Source organism: Pseudoalteromonas sp. J2K-J599, assembly GCF_059295115.2.
The window spans coordinates 2,727,600-2,752,415 of record NZ_CM200271.1 but is presented as its reverse complement, the minus strand read 5'-3'; the positions used below and the strand labels follow the sequence as shown (position 1 = coordinate 2,752,415).

Annotated in this window: 21 protein-coding genes; 12 read left to right on the top strand and 9 right to left on the bottom strand. The window is 38.7% G+C overall.

The genetic code is table 11. The features are described 5' to 3' along the window. The first annotated feature begins 4 nt into the window (after positions 1 to 4). The 3 genes from AC5NT5_RS12500 to AC5NT5_RS12490 all read left to right on the top strand — a co-directional run bounded on the left by AC5NT5_RS12500 (position 5) and on the right by AC5NT5_RS12490 (position 2,791). Positions 5 to 469 (top strand): nuclear transport factor 2 family protein, encoded by a 465-nt coding sequence (locus tag AC5NT5_RS12500; protein ID WP_165744383.1) that lies wholly within the window; start codon positions 5 to 7, stop codon positions 467 to 469. A gap of 15 nt (positions 470 to 484) precedes the next feature. After that, on the top strand, positions 485 to 829 hold the full coding sequence (locus tag AC5NT5_RS12495; RefSeq protein ID WP_165744382.1) for a hypothetical protein: 345 nt from the start codon (positions 485 to 487) through the stop codon (positions 827 to 829). Between the two features lie 396 nt (positions 830 to 1,225). Next, on the top strand, positions 1,226 to 2,791 hold the full coding sequence (locus AC5NT5_RS12490) for a diguanylate cyclase domain-containing protein (RefSeq protein WP_494514008.1): 1,566 nt from the start codon (positions 1,226 to 1,228) through the stop codon (positions 2,789 to 2,791). 49 nt (positions 2,792 to 2,840) lie between these two features. Here AC5NT5_RS12490 and AC5NT5_RS12485 read toward each other — a convergent pair whose 3' ends face one another. Beyond that, complete coding sequence (locus AC5NT5_RS12485) at positions 2,841 to 3,056, bottom strand: hypothetical protein (RefSeq protein WP_002958138.1); 216 nt, start codon at positions 3,054 to 3,056, stop codon at positions 2,841 to 2,843. 170 nt (positions 3,057 to 3,226) lie between these two features. On the opposite strand from AC5NT5_RS12485, the gene AC5NT5_RS12480 reads away from it, so the two are divergent. The 4 genes from AC5NT5_RS12480 (at position 3,227) to AC5NT5_RS12465 (ending at position 8,494) form a co-directional block, all read left to right on the top strand. Next, positions 3,227 to 5,134, top strand: coding sequence for a DUF1800 domain-containing protein (locus AC5NT5_RS12480; RefSeq protein ID WP_494514009.1), 1,908 nt, complete (start codon positions 3,227 to 3,229; stop codon positions 5,132 to 5,134). A gap of 9 nt (positions 5,135 to 5,143) precedes the next feature. Further along, entirely contained in the window at positions 5,144 to 6,484 is a 1,341-nt protein-coding gene (locus tag AC5NT5_RS12475; protein WP_494514010.1) for a DUF1501 domain-containing protein, read from the top strand. 106 nt (positions 6,485 to 6,590) lie between these two features. Further along, the gene (locus AC5NT5_RS12470) at positions 6,591 to 7,304 is read left to right on the top strand and encodes a DUF1499 domain-containing protein (protein ID WP_494514011.1); all 714 of its coding nucleotides are present in this window, start codon (positions 6,591 to 6,593) and stop codon (positions 7,302 to 7,304) included. Between the two features lie 143 nt (positions 7,305 to 7,447). Next, entirely contained in the window at positions 7,448 to 8,494 is a 1,047-nt protein-coding gene (locus AC5NT5_RS12465) for an NAD(P)-dependent alcohol dehydrogenase (protein ID WP_494514012.1), read from the top strand. 75 nt (positions 8,495 to 8,569) lie between these two features. Here AC5NT5_RS12465 and AC5NT5_RS12460 read toward each other — a convergent pair whose 3' ends face one another. After that, on the bottom strand, positions 8,570 to 9,775 hold the full coding sequence (locus AC5NT5_RS12460) for an MFS transporter (protein WP_024598262.1): 1,206 nt from the start codon (positions 9,773 to 9,775) through the stop codon (positions 8,570 to 8,572). Between the two features lie 361 nt (positions 9,776 to 10,136). On the opposite strand from AC5NT5_RS12460, the gene AC5NT5_RS12455 reads away from it, so the two are divergent. The 3 genes from AC5NT5_RS12455 to AC5NT5_RS12445 all read left to right on the top strand — a co-directional run bounded on the left by AC5NT5_RS12455 (position 10,137) and on the right by AC5NT5_RS12445 (position 14,945). Beyond that, a complete protein-coding gene (locus AC5NT5_RS12455; RefSeq protein WP_182725146.1) occupies positions 10,137 to 11,435 on the top strand; it encodes a methyl-accepting chemotaxis protein in 1,299 nt (432 codons plus the stop codon). 133 nt (positions 11,436 to 11,568) lie between these two features. After that, positions 11,569 to 13,704, top strand: a complete 2,136-nt coding sequence (locus AC5NT5_RS12450) for a TonB-dependent receptor plug domain-containing protein (RefSeq protein WP_182725145.1) — start codon at positions 11,569 to 11,571, stop codon at positions 13,702 to 13,704. A 278-nt stretch (positions 13,705 to 13,982) separates the two neighbouring features. Further along, a complete protein-coding gene (locus tag AC5NT5_RS12445; protein ID WP_182724966.1) occupies positions 13,983 to 14,945 on the top strand; it encodes a TDT family transporter in 963 nt (320 codons plus the stop codon). A gap of 2 nt (positions 14,946 to 14,947) precedes the next feature. Here the strand turns inward: AC5NT5_RS12445 and AC5NT5_RS12440 are convergent, their stop codons facing one another. Next, complete coding sequence (locus tag AC5NT5_RS12440) at positions 14,948 to 15,139, bottom strand: DUF2986 domain-containing protein (protein ID WP_182693613.1); 192 nt, start codon at positions 15,137 to 15,139, stop codon at positions 14,948 to 14,950. A 336-nt stretch (positions 15,140 to 15,475) separates the two neighbouring features. On the opposite strand from AC5NT5_RS12440, the gene AC5NT5_RS12435 reads away from it, so the two are divergent. Continuing rightward, on the top strand, positions 15,476 to 16,963 hold the full coding sequence (locus AC5NT5_RS12435; protein ID WP_182724967.1) for a dipeptidase: 1,488 nt from the start codon (positions 15,476 to 15,478) through the stop codon (positions 16,961 to 16,963). Between the two features lie 49 nt (positions 16,964 to 17,012). Here the strand turns inward: AC5NT5_RS12435 and AC5NT5_RS12430 are convergent, their stop codons facing one another. Beyond that, entirely contained in the window at positions 17,013 to 17,789 is a 777-nt protein-coding gene (locus tag AC5NT5_RS12430; RefSeq protein ID WP_076925120.1) for an EAL domain-containing protein, read from the bottom strand. 218 nt (positions 17,790 to 18,007) lie between these two features. Between AC5NT5_RS12430 and AC5NT5_RS12425 the strand changes: the two genes are divergently transcribed. Beyond that, positions 18,008 to 18,193: a 2TM domain-containing protein gene (locus tag AC5NT5_RS12425; RefSeq protein ID WP_182724968.1), complete on the top strand. Its 186-nt coding sequence runs from the start codon at positions 18,008 to 18,010 to the stop codon at positions 18,191 to 18,193. Between the two features lie 70 nt (positions 18,194 to 18,263). Here the strand turns inward: AC5NT5_RS12425 and AC5NT5_RS12420 are convergent, their stop codons facing one another. The 5 genes from AC5NT5_RS12420 to AC5NT5_RS12400 form a co-directional block, all read right to left on the bottom strand. Continuing rightward, complete coding sequence (locus tag AC5NT5_RS12420) at positions 18,264 to 18,701, bottom strand: OsmC family protein (protein WP_182724969.1); 438 nt, start codon at positions 18,699 to 18,701, stop codon at positions 18,264 to 18,266. A 124-nt stretch (positions 18,702 to 18,825) separates the two neighbouring features. Next, on the bottom strand, positions 18,826 to 18,966 hold the full coding sequence (locus AC5NT5_RS12415; protein WP_002958154.1) for a DUF2256 domain-containing protein: 141 nt from the start codon (positions 18,964 to 18,966) through the stop codon (positions 18,826 to 18,828). A gap of 2 nt (positions 18,967 to 18,968) precedes the next feature. Next, positions 18,969 to 20,498 (bottom strand): cryptochrome/deoxyribodipyrimidine photo-lyase family protein, encoded by a 1,530-nt coding sequence (locus AC5NT5_RS12410; RefSeq protein ID WP_494514013.1) that lies wholly within the window; start codon positions 20,496 to 20,498, stop codon positions 18,969 to 18,971. Positions 20,499 to 20,943: 445 nt separating this feature from the next. Further along, complete coding sequence (locus tag AC5NT5_RS12405) at positions 20,944 to 21,936, bottom strand: carbohydrate kinase family protein (protein WP_024598256.1); 993 nt, start codon at positions 21,934 to 21,936, stop codon at positions 20,944 to 20,946. A gap of 63 nt (positions 21,937 to 21,999) precedes the next feature. Continuing rightward, positions 22,000 to 24,588, bottom strand: a complete 2,589-nt coding sequence (locus tag AC5NT5_RS12400; protein WP_182695982.1) for a TonB-dependent receptor — start codon at positions 24,586 to 24,588, stop codon at positions 22,000 to 22,002. Positions 24,589 to 24,816 lie beyond the last annotated feature (228 nt).

The window sequence follows — 24,816 nt, the reverse complement described above, 5'->3', positions numbered from 1 at the left end:
GTCAATGAGGTTACTTTTAACGTTAGGTTTGGCTCTAGTAACTGCTTTTTCGGCTTATGCTGAAAAGCCACTCGACTTAAATGCATTTGCGCAGCAATACTATAAAACAATGACCGCAACACAAGCACCTAACGCAGGTGCTAAAGAGCTTGAGGCTTATCTTGCATTGTTAACCGATGATATTGGTAATCAGCATATTCCGTATCAACCGGATGACTCACGTACTCCTGATGGCAAAGAGCAGATGCGCAAAGGTATGAGTTTTTACTTAGGTGCGCACACGTTGTTTGAAAGCACACTGCTTAATACATTTGTGTTTAATGATACAGGCTTTGCTATTCGTTATAAGAGTCATGCAAAGGGCATTCACCCGCAAAGTAAGCAGCCAATAGAATACACCTCCACAATGATGGAAGTAATAGAACTTGAAAACGGTAAAGTGGCGATGATACGCAAGTATCACGAATAAAAAATAAGGATATATATGAAACATTTACTGATCGCACTATCAATATTAATGCTTAGTGCATGCGCTAGTACAAAAAGTGATTTTAGATTTGATGGTTCTACACCTGAGTCAACTCAGGCCGGAGTTCATAAAGTTTTAAAGACATTAAAATCTCAAGATGTAATGCGCTTTATAGGCGCCTTAATTGCAATTCAATTTTCTGATGTGCAAAGCGCAGAAGATGTTTTAGGCGACCCAACCATGATGAATGAAATGAATTATTTTATTATTGGTAAAAAAATTGATGGCTTAAATTATTATGAAGTACTGGATCTTGCGAGTTCATCTTCATCGAAAGTGGAAGTTTCGGTAGCGAAATAGTTCCAGATTTTTGTATTACATTAAATGTGTAATACCAATCCGCAATAATACTTAATCATTTTGCAGGGCTAAACGTGTCGCTACCTGCGTTAAAAAATGCTCATTTAGAACAACTAAATAGCGAATTTTTTTGCCTAGCTATCAACACGTTTTTCTGTCCTCAAAATAGACCACTTAATTAAGCGAATTGGTATGATTTTATGTCTATATTAAATATATTATTGAAAGTGCTAAAGTTTTAACGCTATAAAACTTAATAGTAAGCTTTGTTTATTCCTGCTCATGAATTTATACTACGCTTTAGTAAGAAGCTAATTATTTATAATTTAGATGCAGAAGTCTAAAACATAAAACGTAAGCTACTTTGACTTAATTCTACACGATTAGATAGAGACTATGACATTAAGATTTTTTGTAATAATAGGTACTTTAATTTTAATGTGCTTTGTAACAAGTTTATTAGTTGGGTATCGCTATTTTTTTAGCCTGCCGACTATAAACACTAGTATTGAAGATTATCAAAATCGTGAATTACTGAGTCTTAAAATTGCGCTTGATAAAGAGTTTATATTTTTAGAAACACTCAATTATGACTACGCCGTATGGGATGACACCTATGATTATATGGCTGATTTTGACGCAGAATATGTAGATTCAAACTTTGTAGGGGATACCTTCTATTCTCTCAAAATTGATGGTGTGTTTATCTACGATGTAAACCTTAATATGGTTTACGGACAAGCGTATGATTATATGAAGCATAGGGAGTTTGATGCTCCTGATTTAGATTTACAGGTTAATAAATTAAACCGCGCAATTATTCCCAATCCAAAAGCTGCTAATGACGACAGTAGTTTAAGCCATTCTGGTTTTTTACAAACAGCGGGCGGCCCTGTCATGTTTGCATCGCATGCAATAAAGCGAACAGATAAAACAGGTGAGCCTGTTGGTAGTATTGTTTTTATAAAAAAAGTAAGACCGTCGTTGATCAAATCCTTAGCAGAAATTGCACAAGTGGAGCTTAGCTATACACAAATAGCACACGGTAGTTCTTTAAACGATATTGCGACGCTTAAAGGGAGCCTCCAAGAAGAGGGCATTGCTACTCAAAGGAAGAGGGTGATTCTAGATGTAAATGGTAAGCCATTGCTTGCTTTGAACATTAAGCACCATCACCAAACACTGCCAGTTTTATTTGATCACTATTTAAAGCTTATTTTGCTAATGTTTTTTGCAATGTCATTATTAGGTTTTTATATTGTAAATCGTTATTTTATTGAACCGCTTATTAGTGGTGCGTCCGCTATTAATTCAATGTTGGTTAAAAACGATTTACAGCCTTTGAGATTCACTAATCAATTTTTAGAAATGCGCGTTTTAATTGGCGGTTTTAATGCGTTAATTAAACAAGTAAAAGAGCAAAATTCTAAGCTTGAAAAAATAAGTAAAATTGATGGGTTAACCCAAATTTACAACAGGCGTGCCTTTGATGAAATTATAGCGGCTCAGTGGAAGCAGGCTCAACAGCAACAAAATGCCTTTGGAGTAATATTACTTGACGTAGATCACTTTAAAAATTATAACGATTTTTATGGTCACCAAGGCGGAGACAATGCTTTACAGCTCCTAGCTGGTAAATTACAACAAATGGCAAAGCAAAACACAGGTACAGTTGCGCGCTATGGCGGCGAAGAGTTCATATTATTCTTTAAAAAACTTTCTTATGAAGAGTTTGTAAATATATCTCAGCAATTGCTTTTGGCGGTTCGGGAGTTAAATTTACCTCATGAAGCGTCGCCTGTACGTAAATATTTAACAATTAGTGCTGGGTGTGTATTTGCTACTAAAGAAACCTTAAGTGGTAATAATGTGTCTATTCAATCACTAATTAAAGAAGCTGACATAATGCTTTACGAAGCGAAAAACTCAGGTAGAGATAAAACATCAATCAAATCTATATAATTTAAATCAATTATTAAAGATGCATCAGCTGTTTTTTATTATTAAACGCTCAAACCTCTTTCCCGCCATGGCTCTGTGCTAGGTCGTCAAGTTCGGCGCAAGTGTAATCAAAACCACTTTCGTCGTATTCGTATGTCACTTTTACACTATCGCCGCCATTAAAAAGTCGTGTTTTTACATCGTTAACCGGCCAGTCTTTGAGCTCGTGTAAAAATCGGTTAGCAACTTGTGATGATTCAAAACAATAGCGAATTTCTGTTTTCATAAATAATAAAGCTCTGGCTGTTTACCCCTGCAGCTAGTGCATTATTAATGGGGCGTTCATGATTCGGTTACAAAAAATAAAGAGTTAAATTGTAAATTTTGTGTTTCAATAAATGCATTAAACTCGGTACACACTAACGTACTTTAATTAACAAATGATGACGACTTTACATGCATTATAAATTTGCTCTTATCGCAAGCTCGGTTTTTATACTAAGCGCTTGCGGTGGTTCAGGCTCCGATGATACGCCAACCGTTAACGGAAATAAAATCCCCATTTTGTCAGTCGCTGATATTCCTAGTGAATTAAGTAAAGGCCAAACAATTGAGCTAACAGCAACAGCCAGTGATAAAGACGGCACTATTACATCTATTGTGTGGCAACAAACGCAAGGGCCTGAACTAATTAGTGGGACTTTAGAGGCAACAACTGCTTCAGTAACACTGCTAAATGCGCAAAGTTATAAGCCTGTTGATTACGCTTTTTCGGTCACAGCAACCGATAACGAAGGGGCAAGCAGTGTAAAAACGCTAAGCTTTACTGCACGTAATAATATGGATGATATTAGCGCCGCACGGTTACTACACCAAGCAACAATGGGACCTAAGCTTAGTGAAATACAAAACGCACAAGGTTTAAGCGAGCAGCAATGGCTTGATAAGCAAATAGCGCTACCTATTAATTATCACCGTGATTATTTAGTAAAGTTAAATGACGATGACGACTTTAAATACATAAGCCGCATAGACGCATGGTGGAAGGCAGTAATGCAAAGTGAAGATCAACTTCGTCAACGTGTTGCATTTGCGTTAAGTGAAATATTGGTAGTGTCGGATGAAAACAGTGCCTTAAGAGGGCAACCTGAGGGCATGATCACTTATTACGATTTGCTACTAAAGCATGCCTTTGGTAATTATCGTGACTTACTCGAAGATGTCACGCTTTCGCCTATTATGGGAACTTACTTAAGCCATTTGGGTAACGAAAAAGCAGACGATGCACTTAATATTCGCCCAGATGAAAATTACGCACGTGAAGTAATGCAGTTATTTACTATTGGCCTTGAAGAGCTAAACCTAGATGGCAGCGCCAAGCTTGATGCACAAGGTAATACTATTGCTACTTACGGACAGGTCGAAATAGAGGGTTTTGCACGCGTATTTACTGGTTGGACGTTTGCCGATAGTGAAACATTTAAGCGTAAAAGTCGTGACTATATTAAACCAATGGAAGCATTTGACGAGTACCATTCTAGTAAACAAAAAACCTTACTAAATGGCGAGGTTATACCACAAGGATATACAGCAGAAGAGTCATTGCAAATAGCGCTCGATAATTTATTTAACCATCAAAATGTTGCGCCATTTATTACTAAGCAACTTATTCAGCGATTAATTACGTCAAATCCAACCCCCCAATACGTTGAACGAGTAGCTAATGTATTTATTGATAATGGCGCCGGTGTACGCGGCGATTTAGCGGCTGTAGTAAAGGCTATATATTTAGATGATGAAGCACGGCATTTTGGCTCAGTGCTTAACTATCAAGGTAAAATTAAAGAGCCTATTTTAAAAACCGTACAGTTTTGGCGAAATCTCGATGCTAAATCTTTGGCTGGTTACTATAAAACATGGAATTTAATAAATAGCTACGGGCAAGGACCCATGCAGTCGGCTTCGGTATTTAACTTTTTTAGGCCTGATTATCAAACCGCAGCTTTGCGAAATGAAGGTATTGTTGCGCCAGAGTTACAAATAGCAAACGATGCGACACTGATTGGCACCATGAGCGCGCTTTACGCAAGTTTAGTGTGGAGTACCGCTGAAGCACACAGTGATTTAAATTCAAATGGTATTTATGTTTATATTCAAGACGACATGAATGTTTTAGAGAAAAACGGTGTTAGCGCGCTATTAACTCAGTACAACACGTTATATTTTGCAGGCGCAATGAGCAGTGGCACACGCCAAGCATTACTTGATTTAGATGCCTACTTTAATGAAGAGCAATACCGTGAACGGGTTTCGTATTTATTATATATGATTGCTATTTCACCTGAATTCAACGTGCAGTATTAGGAGCGCATAATGAGCATTAATAGAAGAGAGTTTCTGTCGTTATGTATGAAAGGCAGCGTATCGGCTGCCGCGTTAACGAGCCTGCAATTACAAGCATTAACTGGAGCGACTAATGCCGTTGAGTTAGGTGATTATAAAGCATTAGTGTGTGTGTATTTATATGGCGGGAATGATTCGTTAAATATGCTCGTTCCGCTTGAAGGCGAGCAACGGTATTTGTACGAGCAAAGCAGGCAAAACCTAGCGGTAGAGAGCCCACTTGAGTTAAGTATTAAAAGCCAGTTTGCCGGTGGAGTCGGTATTCATCCCTCACTTGAACCTATACAAAATGTGTTTGAATCTCAAAATTTAGCATTTATAGGCGGGGTAGGTACTTTACTCGCTCCCACAACATTGAATGACTATAAAAATAAAACAATAGGTTTGCCTAAGCATTTGTTTTCGCATAACGATCAGCAAGCTGCGTGGATGTATGGTCGAGAAAAACAATCACTTAATAGCGGGTGGGGCGCACGACTTTTAGAGCGTTTAGAGTTACAAGATGAGTTTGCAGCTAATGTATCACTCGACGGTACTAATTTATGGCAAACGGGAAGTGCTAGCAATGCATTTGCGCTTAACAAAAGTGGCATTAGTAGTATTAACGCGTTTGGAGGGTATCAACCTCGTAGCGAGCACGTAACCGCTATTATGAACCGCTTACTAGGCAATACGAGCCATCCGTTAAGTACAGCTTATGCCAATGGCTTAACAAGTGCGATAAATAACACTCAAGCAATGAACAGCGCGTTAGAAAGCGCGCCTGCACTTATTACCCCATTTAGCGATAATAGCCTTAGTGAGCAATTTGCCGCAGTCGCTAAAACAATTAGCGTACAGGCAAAGTTGAGTACTCAACGCCAAGTGTTTTTTGTTTCTATGGGGGGGTATGATACCCACGACAACCAATTAACAACGCACCCAGCTTTATTAAATACGTTAGCTCAAGGGTTAAGTGAATTTGATAGTGCGATGAAAGAGCTTGATATGGCTGATAAAGTGACGACGTTTACTATGTCTGATTTTGGTCGCACGTTGACCTCAAATGGCGATGGTACTGACCATGGTTGGGCAGGAAACCAAATAGTAATGGGTGGCGCAGTAAAAGGCGGCAATATATATGGTGAGCTACTAACCCAACATTTGGATGGCCCACAAGATACCGGTGGCGGGCGTTTAATTCCAAGTGTTGCTAATGAGCAGTACTTTGCCACACTGGCTCAGTGGTTTGGTGTGCCAAGCTCTGAGCTTGTTGATATCTTTCCAAACTTGAGTAACTTTGATCACACAACATTGGACTTTTTTGTGTAATTAGTCGCTAATAGTAATCTAAAAGCACTTGTTAGTAGTATAAGCTACCGGTTGATAGTGCTTATCTGTTTTAATAATAAAAATCACACAATATAGGAATCATAAAATGAAAGTTTTAGTGAGCTTAGTTAGTCTAATCGCTTTTTTACTCGTCATACTGCCGGGGCCTTTGTATAAATTTGGTATTGTAGAGCTAAAGGTTGCGTTTATGGGATTTAGATTTGGCGTTTACGCTGGTGGCGCTGCATTGGTGCTACTTATAATACAAGCGCTATTTATGCGTAAAACGTTAACGCTAAGCAGTGGTGTTATTGCACTTGTGTTTTCGGTTGTGGCTATTGCTATGCCACTTAATATGATGAACAAAGCTAAAAGCGTACCGGCAATCCATGATATTTCAACAGATTTAGTTAACCCACCAAAATTTGTAGCAATTGCGCCACTGCGTGCTGAAGCACCAAACCCAGTAGAATACGCGGGCGAAGAAACGGCAGTACAGCAACGCAAAGCATACCCTGAACTGGTGACATTAAGCTTTGCACAATCTAAAGCCGATTTGATGGCAGCAAGCGAACAAGCAGTTAAAAATCTTGGCTTTGCAGTGGTAAGTGCAAATACGGCTACAGGTATTGTAGAAGCTACTGATACAACCACATGGTTTGGTTTTAAAGACGATGTGGTAATTCGTATTAAAGATGAAGGCAGCCAACGTTTTGTTGATATTCGTAGTAAGTCGCGAGTAGGGCGTAGTGATTTAGGAAAAAATGCAGAGCGCATTCATTCAATTATTAATGAATTAAACAGCTTACTTGCAAAATAATTAAATTTAGCGCCCTAGTCCTAACGATTAAGCCCAAACACTGTTTGGACTTTTTTTGTGCCTATTTTATATTGTCAGGTTCTATTCACAGGCTATGTACTATGCTGTTGATGATTTAAATTTTTAACCACTATGGAGTTATTATGAAAACAGTAGGATATGCAGCAAAAAGCCAAGGTTCTGAATTAACAGAGTTTTCTTTTGAGCGCCGCGATTTACGAAATAACGATGTAGAAATTGAAATTTTATACTGTGGTGTGTGCCATTCAGATTTACACGCCGTACGAAATGATTGGGGTGGCAGTGACTACCCATTAGTACCTGGGCATGAAATTGTTGGTAAAGTTATGTCGGTAGGTAGCGACGTTAAAAAATACAAGCGAGGCGACACGGTTGCTGTTGGTTGTATGGTTGATTCGTGCCAAAGCTGCGATCAATGTGATAACGATGAAGAGCAATTTTGCCGCGAAGGTATGATTGGTACTTACGCAGGTAAAGACCGCATTAGTGGTGAAATGACCCAAGGTGGGTATTCTAAACATGTTGTTGTACGCGAAGAATTTGTACTTTCTGTACCAGAAAATTTAGACCTTTCACGCGTTGCACCGCTACTTTGTGCAGGTATTACTACGTATTCTCCACTTCATAAATGGGGCGTTAAAAAAGGCAGCCGTGTTGCAGTTGTTGGTCTAGGTGGTCTTGGTCACATGGCCGTTAAAAATGCAGTTGCAATGGGTGCAAGCGTTACGGTAATTGGCCGTAGTGAGTCTAAAAAAGATGATGCGGTTAAATTAGGTGCTCAGCACTACTTAGTGTCATCTAATGATGACGAAATGAAAGACTCGCAGTCGGCTTTCGATGTAATTATTGATACAGTGCCTGTTAAGCATGACCTTTCAATCTACACGCCTTTATTAGACATAGACGGCGCACTAATCATCGTTGGACAGGTTGGCCCTGTAGAAGAGCTAAGCACGGTGCCGCTGTTAATGGGTCGCCGTCGTATTGCAGGGTCACTCATTGGTGGTATTGCAGAAACACAGCAAATGCTCGATTTTTGTGGTGAAAATAACGTGCTACCAGAGTGCGAAATGATCAACATTGACGAAATTAACACGGCATACGAGCGTATGGAAAAATCTGACGTACGATACCGCTTTGTTATTGATATGGCATCGTTAAACGCTTAATTTACTAGGTAAATTAAAAATAAAAGAGCCGCTAATTAGCGGCTCTTTTTATGTTTTAAATTAACCAGGACTCAGTTAATTAGTAGCTTGCGCTGTTGGTTGCTGTTTGTTTAGTTGTAAGTAACTTAATAGCCACATACCCAAACCACCTAAAAACAATGCAGCTGCTACGTAACCTGTTTGATTAGGTGCAGCACCTTGCGCTATTGCAATTCCGCCAACCCAAGGACCTATAGCATTGGCAGTATTAAATGCGCACTGTACTAAGGCACCAATCATAGCGTGGCCTTCGGGCGCAACGTCCATTAAAAGCGTTTGAATCAGCGTAGCCAAGCCCACACTGCAACCAATAAAGAAGATCACCGCGTAAAGAGCCCAAATATTATGGCTTGCCGTTACATATGCAAAGGCAAATACAATAGTACATACAAGCGCAAGGCCAGTCGTTTTAATTGCTGATTTATCGGCAGCTTTACCCAGTACATAGTTACCGAGTGTACAACCGATACCAAACATTACCATTGCGATAGAAATAGTATACGGAGCTGTTTTTGTTACCACTAATATGGTGTCGGCAATGTAAGTATAAATACAAAACACTCCGCCAAAGCCAATAATTACAATACCCAAAATGGACCAAACCAGTTTATTTTTAAGTACGCCAAACTCGTTTAGTAAGTTAGAAGGCTTAGCGTTATCGATACTAGGCACTACTTTATAAACAAAAACAAAAGCAATAAAGGCCAGTACTGCAGCGCCAGCTAAACAATAACGCCAACTTAAATTTTGACCTACAAGTGTAACTATAGGCACGCCAACAATAGTAGCCACAGTTAAACCCATAAACACCTTAGACATAAAGCTTGCACGCTTACCTTTTGGGGCAATATCTGATGCTAATAAAATAGCAGCACCAAAATATGCACCATGAGGTAAGCCACTTAAAAATCTAAATATTACAAGCTGCTCAAGCGATGTTGCCATCGCGCTTAACCCGTTTGAGATAAACATTAAGCTTATAAAAATGAGCAATGCTTTGCGCTTTCTCATATTAGCAGTAGTGAGCATTAAAATAGGGGCGCCAACTACAACACCAATGGCGTAAGCACTAATTGCGTAACCACTTTGTGAGGGCGTTGATCCAAATGTTTCGCTAATTAGTGGCAGCATAGGCATCATCGAAAACTCAGATAATCCTAAAATAAATGTGCCAAGTGCTAATACGAGTAAAATAGCGGTTCTGTTAAGTTGACTAGATGCCGACGTTACATCTGATGTCATAGATGATCCCTTAAGATTTAATTTTAAAAGTGAAACAGCACAATAAATTCTGAATAGAAAATATTATATGTATGCTTAAATTTTGGTGTGAGAGGGTAGTCTGTGAGAGTGCTATTTTAAGTTAAAAAAAGTACAGAGTCATGCATAAATTAGTGTTTTTGTTAGGTTTTTTTAAATGTTAATTAGAAGTAAATACTACTTGAAATTTATAAAATAAAAAAACTATTTATAAAGCATGCATCTATAAGGTGTTAAATATTCGCCGAAAGGTTATTTAGAGCTTATATTTACAGTACAGTTACATGTTGATATCACATTAATTTGCTAATGTTTTTACTAATTTACTCCTTAAGGTTTTTATATGTTTGGTATTTCTAAAAGAAACGCAAAAATTGAAGAAATGGAGCTTCAATTAATTCAAAAACAGTCTATCTTGTCGGCAATTAACAAGCATGTGGCTTATATAGAGTTTACACCTGAAGGAATAATATTAGACGCAAATCAGTTATTTCTAGCTACTGTAGGCTACAGCAAAGAGCAAATAATTGGCAAACATCATCGCATGTTTTGCGAACCTGAATATGCAAAGTCAGACGAATATAGCCAATTTTGGCAAGCATTAAAAACCGGAGATTCTAAATCAGGATCGTTTTTAAGATACAAAGCTAATGGCGATAAGCTTTGGCTTGAGGCAACTTACTTTCCTGTAGAAGAGCATGGCGTAGTCACTAAAGTGATTAAAATAGCCTCTGATATTACGACTAGTTATATACAACGAAAGGCACAAGAAGCCATAGCTAGTGCACTCGATAAAGCATTGGCTACAATAGAGTTTACCCCACAAGGTAATATTTTAAGTGCAAATCAAAACTTTTTAGCAACAGTAGGCTACAGATTAAAAGATATTGTAGGTAAACATCATAAAATGTTTTGTACTGAAGTGTTTTATGAGAAAAACCCACACTTTTGGAATGAATTAGCGCAGGGGCAGTTTAAGTCAGGAAAATTTAAACGTATTGCCGCCGACGGTTCAGAAATTTGGCTAGAAGCTACTTATAACCCAATATTAGATAACAAAGGTAATGTAATTAAAATAATTAAGTTTGCATCAAATATTACTGATCGTATACACAATAATAATGCAGTGACTGAAGCCGCTGCAATCGCGTATGAATCGGCGGTAGCTACAGCGCAAACCGCTAAAAAAGGTTCTGAGATACTACAAAGTTCTGTTGCAAACTCAGATGCCATTGTAAGCCAAGTTCTTAAGTCAGTTGATTTAATTAAAAATCTTAATGAACAATCAGCTGTAATAGGCTCCATTGTTTCTACAATCAGCAGCATTGCTGATCAAACTAATTTACTTGCACTCAATGCTGCTATTGAAGCTGCACGTGCTGGTGAATACGGTCGAGGTTTTGCTGTAGTAGCTGACGAAGTAAGGCAACTTGCAGCCAGTACGAGTAGTTCAACTAATGAAATAGCGACCGTTGTTAAAAATAACCAAGAGCTCACTAATGATATATCAAGGCAAATTACGTCGGTTTCAGACTCTTCAGAGCAAGGCCGAGAGCTTATTGCGAATGTATCTGAGGTTATTAAAGAGATTGAGCGAGGGGCTGATATTGTTTCTCAAACAGTCGCTGAGTTAAATACTTAATTTATTATATGACCTTTTAGATTAAACACGCCTAACAACATTCAAAATTGATAAAGTGCGACAATATGTCGCGCTTTTGCTTTTGCAGTTCACACTATAATTACGCCAATTATTACAGTGGCATAAATTAACAATGGTTTATAAAAGCAAAACTCAAAAAACTTACTTACTTTCCCCTGTCGCACTTTTTATTAGCTGTGTGCTATCTACTTTTGCATTTGCCGACGATACGTCTTTAGAAGTAATTGAAGTACACGGACATGCTCAAAATAAGCACTTAGCTCTTGGTTCGTCAGAATCGTTATTAAGTGATTTAGGTGTCGACTTTTCAGCTGCGGGCGGCGTATCTAACCTCCCTATTTTAAATGGTTTAATGGGCGACAGAGTTAAAGTGTTAATTGATGGCGCAGATGTAACCGCTGCATGCGCTAATCATATGAACCCGCCACTTTCGTATATCTCGGCTAATCAAATTACGTCTTATAATGTGGTTGCAGGCGTGTCGCCAGTGAGTGCGGGCGGCGATAATATTGCTGGCGTAATAAGCGTTAATTCTATTTCACCACAGTATAGCGATAGCAATGAATTAGGTTGGCACTCAGGTTATGTGTCAGCAAAGTACAGTAGCGTTGATAACGGACGTAAACTTGGCGTTGGTGCACGTTTAGCAAGTGACACGCTTAGCCTTAATTATCAGGGTTCGTTTAGTGACGCAGATAGTTATGAAGACGGTAACGGCGATGTAGTATTAGATACATTGTACCGAGCACAAAATCATAGTTTAACCGCAGCTATGCGCGATGATAAACAGCAATTAGTTATAAAGCTAACGCATCAAAAAATCCCATATCAGGGATTTGCAAATCAGTATATGGATATGACCGATAACACCAGCTACGGTGCAATAGCTCAATACAAACGCTCCTTTGAAAACAGCGAGCTTGAAGGGCAAGTCAACTGGCATAGCGTAAAGCACGAAATGGGTTTTTTCAGTGAAGAAAAAACAGGCATGATGCCAATGAAAACTGATGCACAAGATATAAGTACGCAGTTAAAATGGCGTATTGCGCTAGATAAAAACAGCAGTATTTTACTCGGCCAAGAATATTACAATTACAGCGTTGATGATTGGTGGCCAGGTATTGAAGGCTCAACCATGATGGGCCCCAACGATTACGTAAATATAAACAACGGTAAACGAGAGCGGATAGCGGCATTTGCAGAATTTGAGAGCCAAGTAAATACAAAGTTATGGTTAAACGCAGGCGTACGCATTGAAAGTATTAATACCCACGTTGGAGAGGTTCAATCATACAACGATGGTATGAGTATGATGAGCATGGGCGGTATGGTTATGGATACTTCTATAAATAATGCTGTTGCAGCTAAGACATTTAATGCTGGAGACAGAGATAAAACCGACACCATAGTTGATGCTAACTTATTAATTAACTACCAAATAACAAATTATGATGAGCTGCAATTTGGTCTTGCCCGTAAAAACCGCGCGCCCAATTTATACGAGCGATACAGTTGGGGTGTAAGCACCATGGCAACCACCATGATTGGTTGGTATGGCGATGGTAGTGGCTATATTGGTAACCCTGATTTAGACGTTGAAACTGCGCATACAATAAGTGCTACTTATATTAAATCGGCTAAAGATGATGGTTGGCGATTAAGTACCAATGTGTGGTATACCGATGTGAGCGACTATATTGATGCTGATATTGTAAGAAGCTTCAATAGTTATAACTTGGACAATACAACGCGTAACATTTTTCAGTTCACTAATGTAGATGCCATTTTGTATGGTGCAAAAATAGATTTAACAGCCAACATTTATGAATCTAAGGACTTAGGTAACTGGCAGTTACACGCTAATGTTACTAATACGAGAGGCAAGCGCGACGATACTAACCAGCCGCTTTATCAAATTAAACCACTGCAAACCCAGCTAGGTATTAGCCAGCAAATAGGTCGATTTGAAAATGCATTATCTTGGCAGTGGGTAGATACTAAAAGCCGTGTAGATAATAATCGTTTTGAAAACCAAACAGACAGCTACAGCTTGGTTAATTTAAGCTCTAAAGCCACATGGGATGCATTAACGCTAAGCGCAGAAGTGAGTAATGTGTTTGATGGGTATTACCAGCTCCCACTAGGTGGTGTAAGTATTGCGGCACTTAAACAAGATAGTAGCAACGGGTTTGAACAACTTGCAGGGCAGGGGCGTTCATTTAATTTAAGTGTTAGTTACGCGTTTTAATTAACGTCATATTCAAATTTAAAATAAAGCAAAAGCCATAACCACGTTATGGCTTTTTTTGCGCTTTAATAACTAATAACTAATAACTAATAACTAATAACTAATAACTAATAACTAATAACTAATAACTAATAACTAATACGTAAACTTATTTTTATGAAATATTTGTACGCAAAAAGCGTTCTATTAAGCACGCTTGTACTAATTTTACAGCGTTATTTTAAGGCAATGCAGTAAAAAGCAGTAACTTGTTCATCACCCAATGATTAGGAAGTACAGTGTTTAAGCAATTTAAAAATAAAGTGATGGGTGCGCCAACAGCTATGGCCGGTTTAGCTTTGGGTATTGCTAGTATGGGATGGACATGGGAAAACGTTTTTAATTTAAACTCCCAAGGGCAATTTTTGGGAGCGGTATTAGCTGGCGTATTAGTTTTACTTTTGGCTGCTAAGTTTTTACTACACCCTCATTTATTAAAAGCCGATTTAGCACACCCAGTTGCAGGAAGTGTGATCCCTACATTTGCAATGGCTAATCTTGTTATTTCAAACTCAGTTGGGCAATTTAACCAATTAGCTGGCGACATTATGTGGGTTTTAGCTTTTGTGTTGCATCTAACCTTTTTGGTGAGTTTTTTATACCAGCGAGCAAAAAAGTTTAATTTTGAAGATATGGCGCCTAGCTGGTTTGTGCCACCAGTGGGGATAATTATTGCAGATGTTACTTTTTCGGGAAATCCGACATTAGCGTGGTTAGCTTATAGTGCATTAGTTATTGGTATATCAACGTACGCTATAATGCTGCCAATTATGTTTTATCGTTTTTTATTAGCATTAAAAAGTGACTACGAAATACAGCCAACACTCGCCATTTTAGCAGCACCAGCCAGTTTAACATTAGTGGGGTATTTTCATGTTTTAGCTAATCCGTCACTTGTTATAGTGGGGGCATTATTTATATTAGCGATAATAAAAACACTGATTGTTTATGTGTTATTTATAAAGTTATTAAGCAGACCTTTTACGCCGAGCTACGCTGCTTTTACATTTCCAATGGTTATTGGGGCAACTGCATTATTTAAAATGAAAGACTGGATGCAAAGTATAAACCTCGCAATGCCATATGTAGATACAGTTAATTACTTAGCTACGTTTGAACTTATAGTTGCCACGGCAGTGGTTGGTTATGTAAGTGGTCGGTACTTTTGCCACTTTAAATTATCAAAGCAACAGGTAACGTAAAGTTACTCTTGGATTACCTGTGGCTCATTATTTTCTTGCTCAGCTAGTTTTTCGCGCTCAGCTTTTGACACATAAGAGGGTTTGTTGCTTTTGTGTAGTTTAGCGTTAGTGCGTTTATCTTTTTTTTGAAATTTAGTGACGATTTTTTTACGACGGTTCACAATTAAATACTCTCTTAATTTTAAGTCGCGCATTATACAGTCATCCTCATAAAAGCTGCTATATAAATATTTAACATGAACTCTGGGTAAGAGGTTTACCAGCGTATTGAACTATAGTGATATTTAAATTTATTTTCTCTAGCCAGAGATTTTCAGTGAAAACAAGGCGAACTTACGCGTCAATAGCTGGCCTATTGCAAGTAAGTTCAACGCAGTTAGCGCTGGAAATAGCTGCTTGAGATAGATTTATTATCCAGAGTTCAGGTTATTTACCTTAAGTAATCTGCGCGTTTGGCGTAAAGAGCTATAAGTAAGTAACTCATAGCGTTATAATTACCGCTCTTAGCTATTAATTAAATGGGAATTGTTTTGAAAAAGTTAGCTTTAGCCAGTATTGCTTTATTTGCATTTGGCGCACATGCGCAGTTAAATAAAAATATTGATAGCGTTGCCGATTACGCAGTAAATACCTACCAAAATGCTCAAATACACACACTAACTAACTTAGTGGCTTTTCCGACGGTTAATAAAAGCGACATTAACACTCCTCAAAATCCCGATTTTATTGGCTTTAAAGCACTTTTAAAAATGAAAGCCGCAGAGCTTGGTTTTGACTACCAAGATTTAGGCTACACCGTATTAATTGGTATGGGCGAGCAAAGCGAAAAAGTAACGGTAGTAACCCACGGCGACGTGCAACCTGCTAATGCAAGTAAATGGAAACAAAGCCCTTTTATTATTGATACATCTGAACCGGGTAAATTAGTTGGTCGTGGTACTGAGGACGACAAAGGTGCAATAGCAACAGCGCTTTACGCCATGAAAGCAATTAAAGATAAAGGCATAACCCTTAATAACCGTATTGAGCTTATGATTTACCTTGCTGAGGAGTCTGATTGGGGTCCGCTTACTCAATTTATGAAAACGTATGAACAACCAAAATATGCAGTAACGATTGATGCATCATACCCTGTAGTGGTTGCCGAGAAAGGCTGGAGCTTAATTGCACCTACTTTTAATGCAACATCACCACAAACGGGTTTATATGTAAAGGATGTAACTGGCGGTGCGTTTAGAAGCCAAATTCCAGAAGACGCCAGCTTAGTGCTTCACAATGCAGACGCGGCACTTATTAATACATTAAAAGCAAAAGCTAAAACATTAAATAAAGTTGAATTTAACTTTAGTGAAAAAAGTAATGGTTTAGCAATAAGCGTTAAAGGTATGTCGGCGCATTCATCTGAGCCGGAGTCGGGTATAAATGCTATTGCTTATTTAGCTGAGTTATTTAAAGGTGTGAAGCTTGAAAATAACAGTGACGGCGAGCTAATCGACTTTGTGAATCAGTTAATTGGTTTAGACATTCACGGTAAACAATTTGGCGAAATAGCTTACAAGCACGACTTTATGGGCCCAATGACAGTGGCACCAACCGTTATTGAGCGCGATGGTAATGCGCTAACACTTGCTGTAAATGCACGTCGCCCAATGGGTAAAGACGAAGCTGTATTACAAAAGCAAATTGATGATGCACTCGCTAATTGGCAAGCTACTAACAATGTAACACTTGCTAACATAGAAACAATTATTGGCACACCTATGCTACTTGATGGCGCGCCACATGCGCAAAAGCTGCTTGATATTTTCAAGCATTTTACGGGCGACGAAAAAGCTGACTTTGTATCAATAGGTGGTGGCACTAACGCAAAGCTGTTTGATAATGCTGTATCGTTTGGCCCTTCAATGCCGGGTAAGCGCTACACAGGTCATTCAGAGCATGAATTTATGACACTTGAGCAACTAGAGCTTAATTTGCGTATGTACACAGCGATGATGATAGAGCTGGGTAATATGTAGTTTTAGCATTACTTAGATTCAATAAGATATAAATAATAGGTGTTGGGCATTAATCAGCACCTATGTCCTCAAAATTTACTTCAGGCAAGTTTTCAAAGATTGGTTTGGCAAATAAATACCCTTGCATAAGCTCAACACCTGCGTTCTTTAGCCATGTATATTCTTCTACTGTTTCAATTCCTTCAGCCAGTGCGGTAATGTTTAAGTCGCGAAACATATTTAAGCAATGAGTTACTATTAATTGGCGCTTTTTATCGTTGCTTATATCGCGTATTAGCGCCATATCAAGCTTGATAATATCTGTTTGAAAGTCAGCCAGTAGATTTAAACCAGAATAACCTGCACCAAAGTCATCGGTAGCCGTTTTAAATCCGAGAGACTGGTAGTAATCAATAACGCGTTTAATGTGTGCGGTGTCTTCTATTTTTTCTACTTCAGTAAATTCAAACATAATATTTTGAATTGGAAAGTTATACTTTTTTGCAGCTTCTAGTGTGGTGCGTATACATCGTTCTGGTTTATAAATAGCATTAGGTAAAAAATTAATACTTAGCATTGATGTTATGCCTAACTTTGAAGCTAGTTGAATGGCTTTAATACGGCAAAGCTGATCAAATGCATAGCGGTTGTCTTCATTCACTTTTGAAATAATTGAATAAGCAGACTCGCCATTTAAACCTCTAACCAGCGCTTCATAGCCATAAATAAGATTAGTTTTACAGTTTATAATCGGTTGAAAAGCCATAGAAAAATCAAATTCGAGATCGTTAGCGTCAGCACAGTTACTACACGTCACTTTTTCGCAATCTTTTGATTTTTCGCTCACTTAGCTCATCCTCTTATGCATATTTGTTTAGGTTAGTTGAGATTAGATTCTAACACAAATAGATTAAAGTATTGTTTTTTATGTTTTTATACGTAATAAATAACTATGTAATTAAATGAAAAATAATGACTAATGTCAGATCACTTAGTGACATTTGGCAGGTGTGTACGTTGCTTATTAAAACAATAATAGCAACATACATTACTTGGAGAATATAAATGAGCAACACAATTACAATAGGCAAAAAAATTAAAGCATATTTACTTATTTTAACTTTGCTAAGCGTTATAAATTTACTAACTTCGCCTAGTTATATGTGGGTAGTATGGCCAGCGCTTGGGATGGGAATTGGGCTAGTAGTAAGTGCTTTGAGTAGGAATAAACCTAAAAATAATTCTTCATAATAAAAAAGCCAAGTAAATATTTACTTGGCTTGTTTAGTAAGGGACTGTCTAAATAGTTAAGTCTAAATATTTAAAATGCTGATTGAAGTGTCGCATCTAGTGATATTTCAGTATTTAAGAGCTTGGAAATAGGACAGTTCTTTTTGGTTTGCTCGCATAAGGCTTGGAACTGCTCGTTTTGAATATCATCAATACGCGCTTTTACCTCAAGGGCAATATGCGTCACCGAAAAACCATCATCTACTTCATCAAGGCTTACAGTGGCTTTAGTATCAATTTTATCTGCGGTAAAGCCTGCATCACCTAATGCAAGTGAAAGCGCCATACTAAAACATGCACTGTGCGCTGCACCTACTAATTCTTCAGGGTTTGAGCCCGCCTCATCTTCAAAGCGGGTATTAAAACCATAAGGTTGTTTAATAAGCGCGCCACTTTGAGTTGATATGCTACCTTTGCCTGTTTTAATGTCGCCAGACCATGTTGAACTTGCCGTTTTTTTAATCGTCATCATCTTCTCCTTGCTAGAGTGTAAGCTTTTCAGGTTATCTAAGCGTTATTTACAAAATAAACTTATATAAAGCCTTAAAAGCACTAATTACTGATGATGTTGCAAAATAGGCGCCAGTTAATTGTTACCCCTGTTTATTTCGCTTACAGCGCTCTGAACAGTAAATAACGTTATCCCAGTCGCGCTGCCATTTTTTACGCCACGTAAAAGGTTTATTACAAATAGGGCATATTTTTTGAGGTAAGTTTAGTTTTTTGTGCGCCATGCTTACTTAGCCTTACTGTTATTTTTAGTATCCGTTTTACTTTTTGTTCGAGTAACTTTTTGAGTACCCCCAACGTGCTTTTTAAGAATTTTCCCTATGGCACGTTTAACATCGGCTCGCTCACGGTATTGCCATAAGCGTTCGCGTGCTTCTTTTGAGGCCGCTGTTAAATCAAGCATGGGTTCAGGGTAATCCTCCCCTAACTTAAAGTCGTTAAAGAGTGCTTCCATTGGAGTTTGCTCCCAAGGCTGATGTAAATATTCAATAGGGAGTTTTTCAAGCTCGGGGCACCACTTTTTAATAAACGAACCTGTTGGGTCTTGATCTTCTGATTGCTTAATTGGGTTGTAGTGCCTAATGGTATTAATACCTGTGACCGAGGCTTGCATTTGAATTTGCGGATAATGAATCCCTGGCTCAAAATCTAAAAAGTAATTAGCGAGCGGAAAGCTTGCTTGCTGCCAACTTATATTTAAATGATGCGTTACAAAGCTTACAAGCATGGCGCGCATTCTAAAGTTTATATAACCGGTGGCTTTTAAGCAGCGCATGCAAGCGTCAATAATTGGAATACCTGTTTGACCTTGCGCCCAGCGTTCAATATCGTTTTTCACACGTTCATCATCACGATACGGAAATACATGGTAGCCTGGATTAAGGGCTAAAAACTCCATAGAGCACTCGCTTTCAAACTTTTGCATAAAGTGGCAGTGCCAATGCAAGCGCGATACAAACGCTGCTAGTGGGCGTTTCCAACCTCTTTTGTCAGGGTGTTTTGAATGATATTCATCAATGGTCATTTGATACACTTGCCTAAGGCTAATGTTCCCCCATGCTAGATAGGGCGAAAGCCGAGAGCAGTGGGTTTGGCTTAAACTTGGGCTCGATATTCCCTTTTGATAACCTTTACCGCGCTCGGCAAAAAAACTCTGCATTACAGTTCGCGCATGCAGTGGGCCACCTTGTTGAAAGCTGTCGTGATCTTGAGTGTAAGCGCTTGGCAGCTCAGGCGCTTGATAGTTATTAAGGGTAATTGTTTTTATACTCTTCCAATTAGGAACAGCAATAGGTGCTTGCATTTTTTGCTGCCAGCGTTCGTTCCAATTATTACGATTTTTTTTGCCGCGAATTACCGCGCCTGTTTGCGACTCTTGCCAATTAATGTGGTTATGCTGGCACCATGCTTTTATTGCCTTATCGCGCTCAAAGGTGTTGTTTAAGCCTATTTCTTGATGGCTAAAAATATTAACTATTTCAAACTGCGTCTTTATCGACTCAAGTAAATCGTTCATATTTAAATTAAATATATAAACACAGGCGTTAAAACGCGCTAGCTGATTATTTAACTCAACTATCGATTGATACACAAAGCGCCAGTGCCGCTCATTGTAGTGTGCATCTTCGAGCAGTAATGGCTCAAAGTTATAAAGTAACAGGGTCGGTAAGCCATTACTAAATGCATTTTTTAATGGTTGATGATCGCTAAGACGTAAATCACGTTTAAACCACACGATGTTTATTTTTTCTTTCATACTGGCAATATTAAAACCGTGGCATTATAAATAATAGGACAAAACCAATACGTATTAAATGTAAAAGAAGACTAGTGTAAAAACGATTTTGATATAGGCAACTCATGTTAAGGTGATACTAAAATGAGTCGCCAATAAAAGAAGTATTATAAATAGGGAGAATTACCGTGATACTTAAGCAATTTTGGCACTTGCAGTCATGTGAGAGTACACCTATTAAAGCTTCACCAATTGCAACTACTTCCATTATCTTTTCCTAAAACTTGCGGGGGTATCGCTTTGTATGACGATACCCTCAGTTAGGGTAAAATTAAAAACGCTTACCAATAGTAAAGCTAAAGACACGAGATATGACAACGCGCGCATTAAATATAATTGATTGATCTGCTACCGTTTCACCTGAGTGAAACTTCCCTCTGATAAGTTTCCTGAGTTATTTAAGTTTTTAACATCGACACGAAGATTTAAGGGTACTCGCCGAGATATCATGGTATGTAGGTAGGGCATCAAAGGCTCCAAACGTTGCTACTGTTTTGGCTCCGCATTTAGTAGCAAAGTCGATAGCCTTTGAAACGTTAGTAAAGTTATTTGCCCAGTCAGTAAATTCTGTTTTATTACTCACTAGCGAAGATATTTGATATAAAAAACCACCTACAAACGCATCGCCTGCAGCTGTGGTATCCACAACATATGCCTTAGGGCAAGGATAAGTACCACTAAATGAGCTAGATGAAAAAGTAATAGGCTCGCCACCATCGGTCATTAAAACTAAAGCTACGCCACTATCTACCCAACTTCTAATAGTGGTATCAATATGCTCTATTCCATAAAGCGAGATCAGCTCATCTTTACTCGCTTTAATAACATCAACTGTTTTAGCAACATCCTCAATAACAGATTTAGCTGTGAGTGGTTCATCCCAGAAGGCTGAACGAAAGTTAATGTCAAAGCATGTAACCGAGCCTGATTCTTTAAAGTGTTTTAGCGCATGTAAGGTTGTATTTAATACTAAAGGTTTTGCAAAAGAGCCTGAACAAAAACTCACAATTTTAGGTGTTGAAAATAAAGAGGGCTCTAAATCGGTTATTTGTAAATCGTAATGTGCAGCATCTTTATCGTAAAATTCAAATGTACGTTCACCGTTTTCATCCAACGATACGAACGCGAGTGCCGTCTTCCCTTTTTTTGAAAAGCCAACATAAGATGTGTTTACATTATACATTTTGAGTGCATTTATTAAAAAGCGACCAAATTTATCATTGCCTACTTTACCAAGCAAATAACTTGAACCACCAAGCTTTGCTACGGCTACAGCAACATTAGCGGGTGCGCCTCCGGCAAACTGTGTGAAGTCTAGTTCGCTATTTGATGCCTTATTGTGCATGCAGTCATGTGAGAGTATATCTATTAAAGCTTCACCAATTGCAACTACTTCCATTATATTTTCCTAAAAATTGCGAGGGTATCGCTTTGCATGACGATACCCTAGATTAGAGTAAAATTAAAAACGCTTACCAATAGTAAGGCTAAAGGTACGAGGTAAGACAACGCGCGCATTAAATGTAGTTGCTTGACCTGCTACCGTTTCACCTGCGCGAGGATCCCCCTCTGATAAGCCTTCTGAGTTATTTAGGTTTTTAACATCGGCACGAAGGTAATAACCGTCTTCGTTTTCAAGGGATAAACCAAGGTTTAACATGCCATACATAGGCAGTTCTGCTGTGTTGGCGTCGTCGGCATAACGTTTACCGCTCCAAGAGTAGCTACCATGAATAGCTGCCATACCCCACGAAAAATCTTCAAACTGATAGCTACTAGTTAATTGGCCAAAGTGCTTAGGCACACGTACAGGTAAGTTGCCGTTTATATCAATAGAGGCAGAGCTTCCATTAGCATCCAAGTATTGCGCCGCTGGTGTGTTTACAAATTCGGGTGATTGGTACGTTGCAGATACACCAATGCGCCAGTCTTGGGTGATTTGCAGGTTAAATTCGGCTTCTACACCTAAGGTTTCTGTGTTTCTAAAGGCTTGACGTTGCACTACTTGACCATTTTCAACAGTAGGTACATTAAAGAATAAATCATCCGCAGCGGCGAAGTAACCGGTTACAAATGCTGCGACATCACCTTCGTTATATTTAATGCCCACCTCGGCCATTACCGTTGAAGCTGGTTGTGTTTCGCGTCTCTCAGAGTTATTAAATTGATTAATTTCCTCTTGACTAGTTAGGTTGGTAATCGCCATGTATTTATCTACATCAGGCATACGAAAACCATCTGCATATCGAGTGAATACCGCTAAGTCGTCGTTAAATTTGTAGTTAGCTGCAACTGTCCATGCCATTTCGTTGTATTCAACATCAAAGTTTCGGTAAGTCCCATCACCAAAGGGCAGGGTAATATTCCCATTGACGGTATCAGTATCGCTGGCAAAACTGTCAATTGTGTAATTAGCTTGGTTTTGCGCTTCCCCATCTGCTTTGAGGGTTTCGTACCTTAGGCCCAGATTAAACGACACATCTTCAAGCTCGTATTCAAAGTCAGCAAAGGGCGCAAGGGTATTTTCACTATAAACAATATCGGCAAAACCATGTGATCCAGCCTGAATACCTTTGTAAGTACCGCTGGCAATGTCAAGACCTTGTGCATCTGTAAATACAACATCTAAGCGCTGCGGCAGGGGCTCTACTGATTGCAGTGTATTAATTCGATAGTCGGTAACATGGCCATTAATATTAGAGAAGAATAAGCCAAAATTAGCATAAAGAGTCCCTTCGCCTACATCATCAAAGGTGTAGTTGAATCTGGTTTCGTTTTGAAAGTTATCGCCTTCAAAACGTCTATGCCAAAAGCCTGCGTTTATTCCGTATCCATTGGTGTTGTAGGTATTTACGTTGCTTGAATCAGCCAATACAAAGCCGTTTCCTGCATCGCGTATATCGTAACTTAGGTTACCATCAACCATGGCACCTGCAAGGACATCAGTATTTGCAGCATATATAGCTTGTGCTTTACTAGCTAACGATTCGGCGTTACCTACGTTAATGATGCCGGTAAAGGTTGTTAGCATATCGGTATAACGCATTTGATTTGAAAAGACTAAGTTTTCGTTGATTTCAATTTCGGTTGTATTGCCAAAGTAGGTCACATTAGCGTAGTTACCATCTGCAATATCCAAATCAATGTCGCCGCTTGGGGTGTTATTAAGAGTTAATAAACGCGCACCTGCTGAGTTACCGGTGGTGCCATCTCTGATATCCATCCCGCCTGGGATTGTTTTAGCATTGGTGGTTGAGCCTATTAATGGCTGAGGAATAAAAAAGAATGATCTATCGTTTTGTTTATTAAACTCAAAGCGGGTAAAGCCGCTGCCATCTTTAAAAAAGTGCTTAATATTACCATTAAGCTCACCACCTTGGTTAGCTGTATACCCCGGATCGCGTGCGGAGTCATCCTTGCGATACCAAGCGCCAACAGCATAGGTTGTCTGATCGTCTATTGATCCGCTAACCCAACCTTGTCCACCTAGGCGGTTGTTGCTGTTGGTTTCAAAAAACACATCACCTTGGGTATCATCGGAGCCTTCACGAGAAATAAAATTAATAAACCCAGCTGGCGCGCTACCAACAAAAATTGACGAGGCACCACCACGAATAGCTTCAACGCTGCCAACAAAATTAGACAAACGGGTAAAGCGATCATTTTGAGTAAATAAAATATCTTGATTATAAAACACGGTCATACCATCACGAAGTAGTGCTGTAAACTCTGTTTGCGTTGATAACGGAAAGCCTCGTGGGGCTACGTTGTTACCGGTTTCTCCACCGGTGTCTTCGGCATGAAAACCAGGAATACTTCGCACTAATTCTGCAACACTGTGCGGAGCCAATTGCTCTAACTTTGCTTCGTTAAAGGTAGTTATTGCATTAGTTGATTCGATTTTCTCTTTTGGCCGAGATGTTCCCGTTACAATGATGCGCTCAAACCCTAAATCACTTTTTGCTACTTGTTGCTCTTGTGACAAGACGCTAGGGGATATGGATAGACCTACAGCGACTGCAATTAGAGTCATTTTTGCTGATACTTTCATTTTTCTGTTCTCTCTTTGTTGTGTGTGTATACAAATTTGCGGTTTTATTAATCAAACATGTCAGTGTTATCAAATTTGTAAATAGAATGTAGAGAACTTAAAATAATAAATCAACTATTATTACTTATTATTTTTTGTACAGCTTTTTGATTGTTTAAGTGAATTTTTTACCTCTGATAAAAAATAAATAAGCAGCCAACGTTACCGATGGCTGCTTTTTAACTTTAA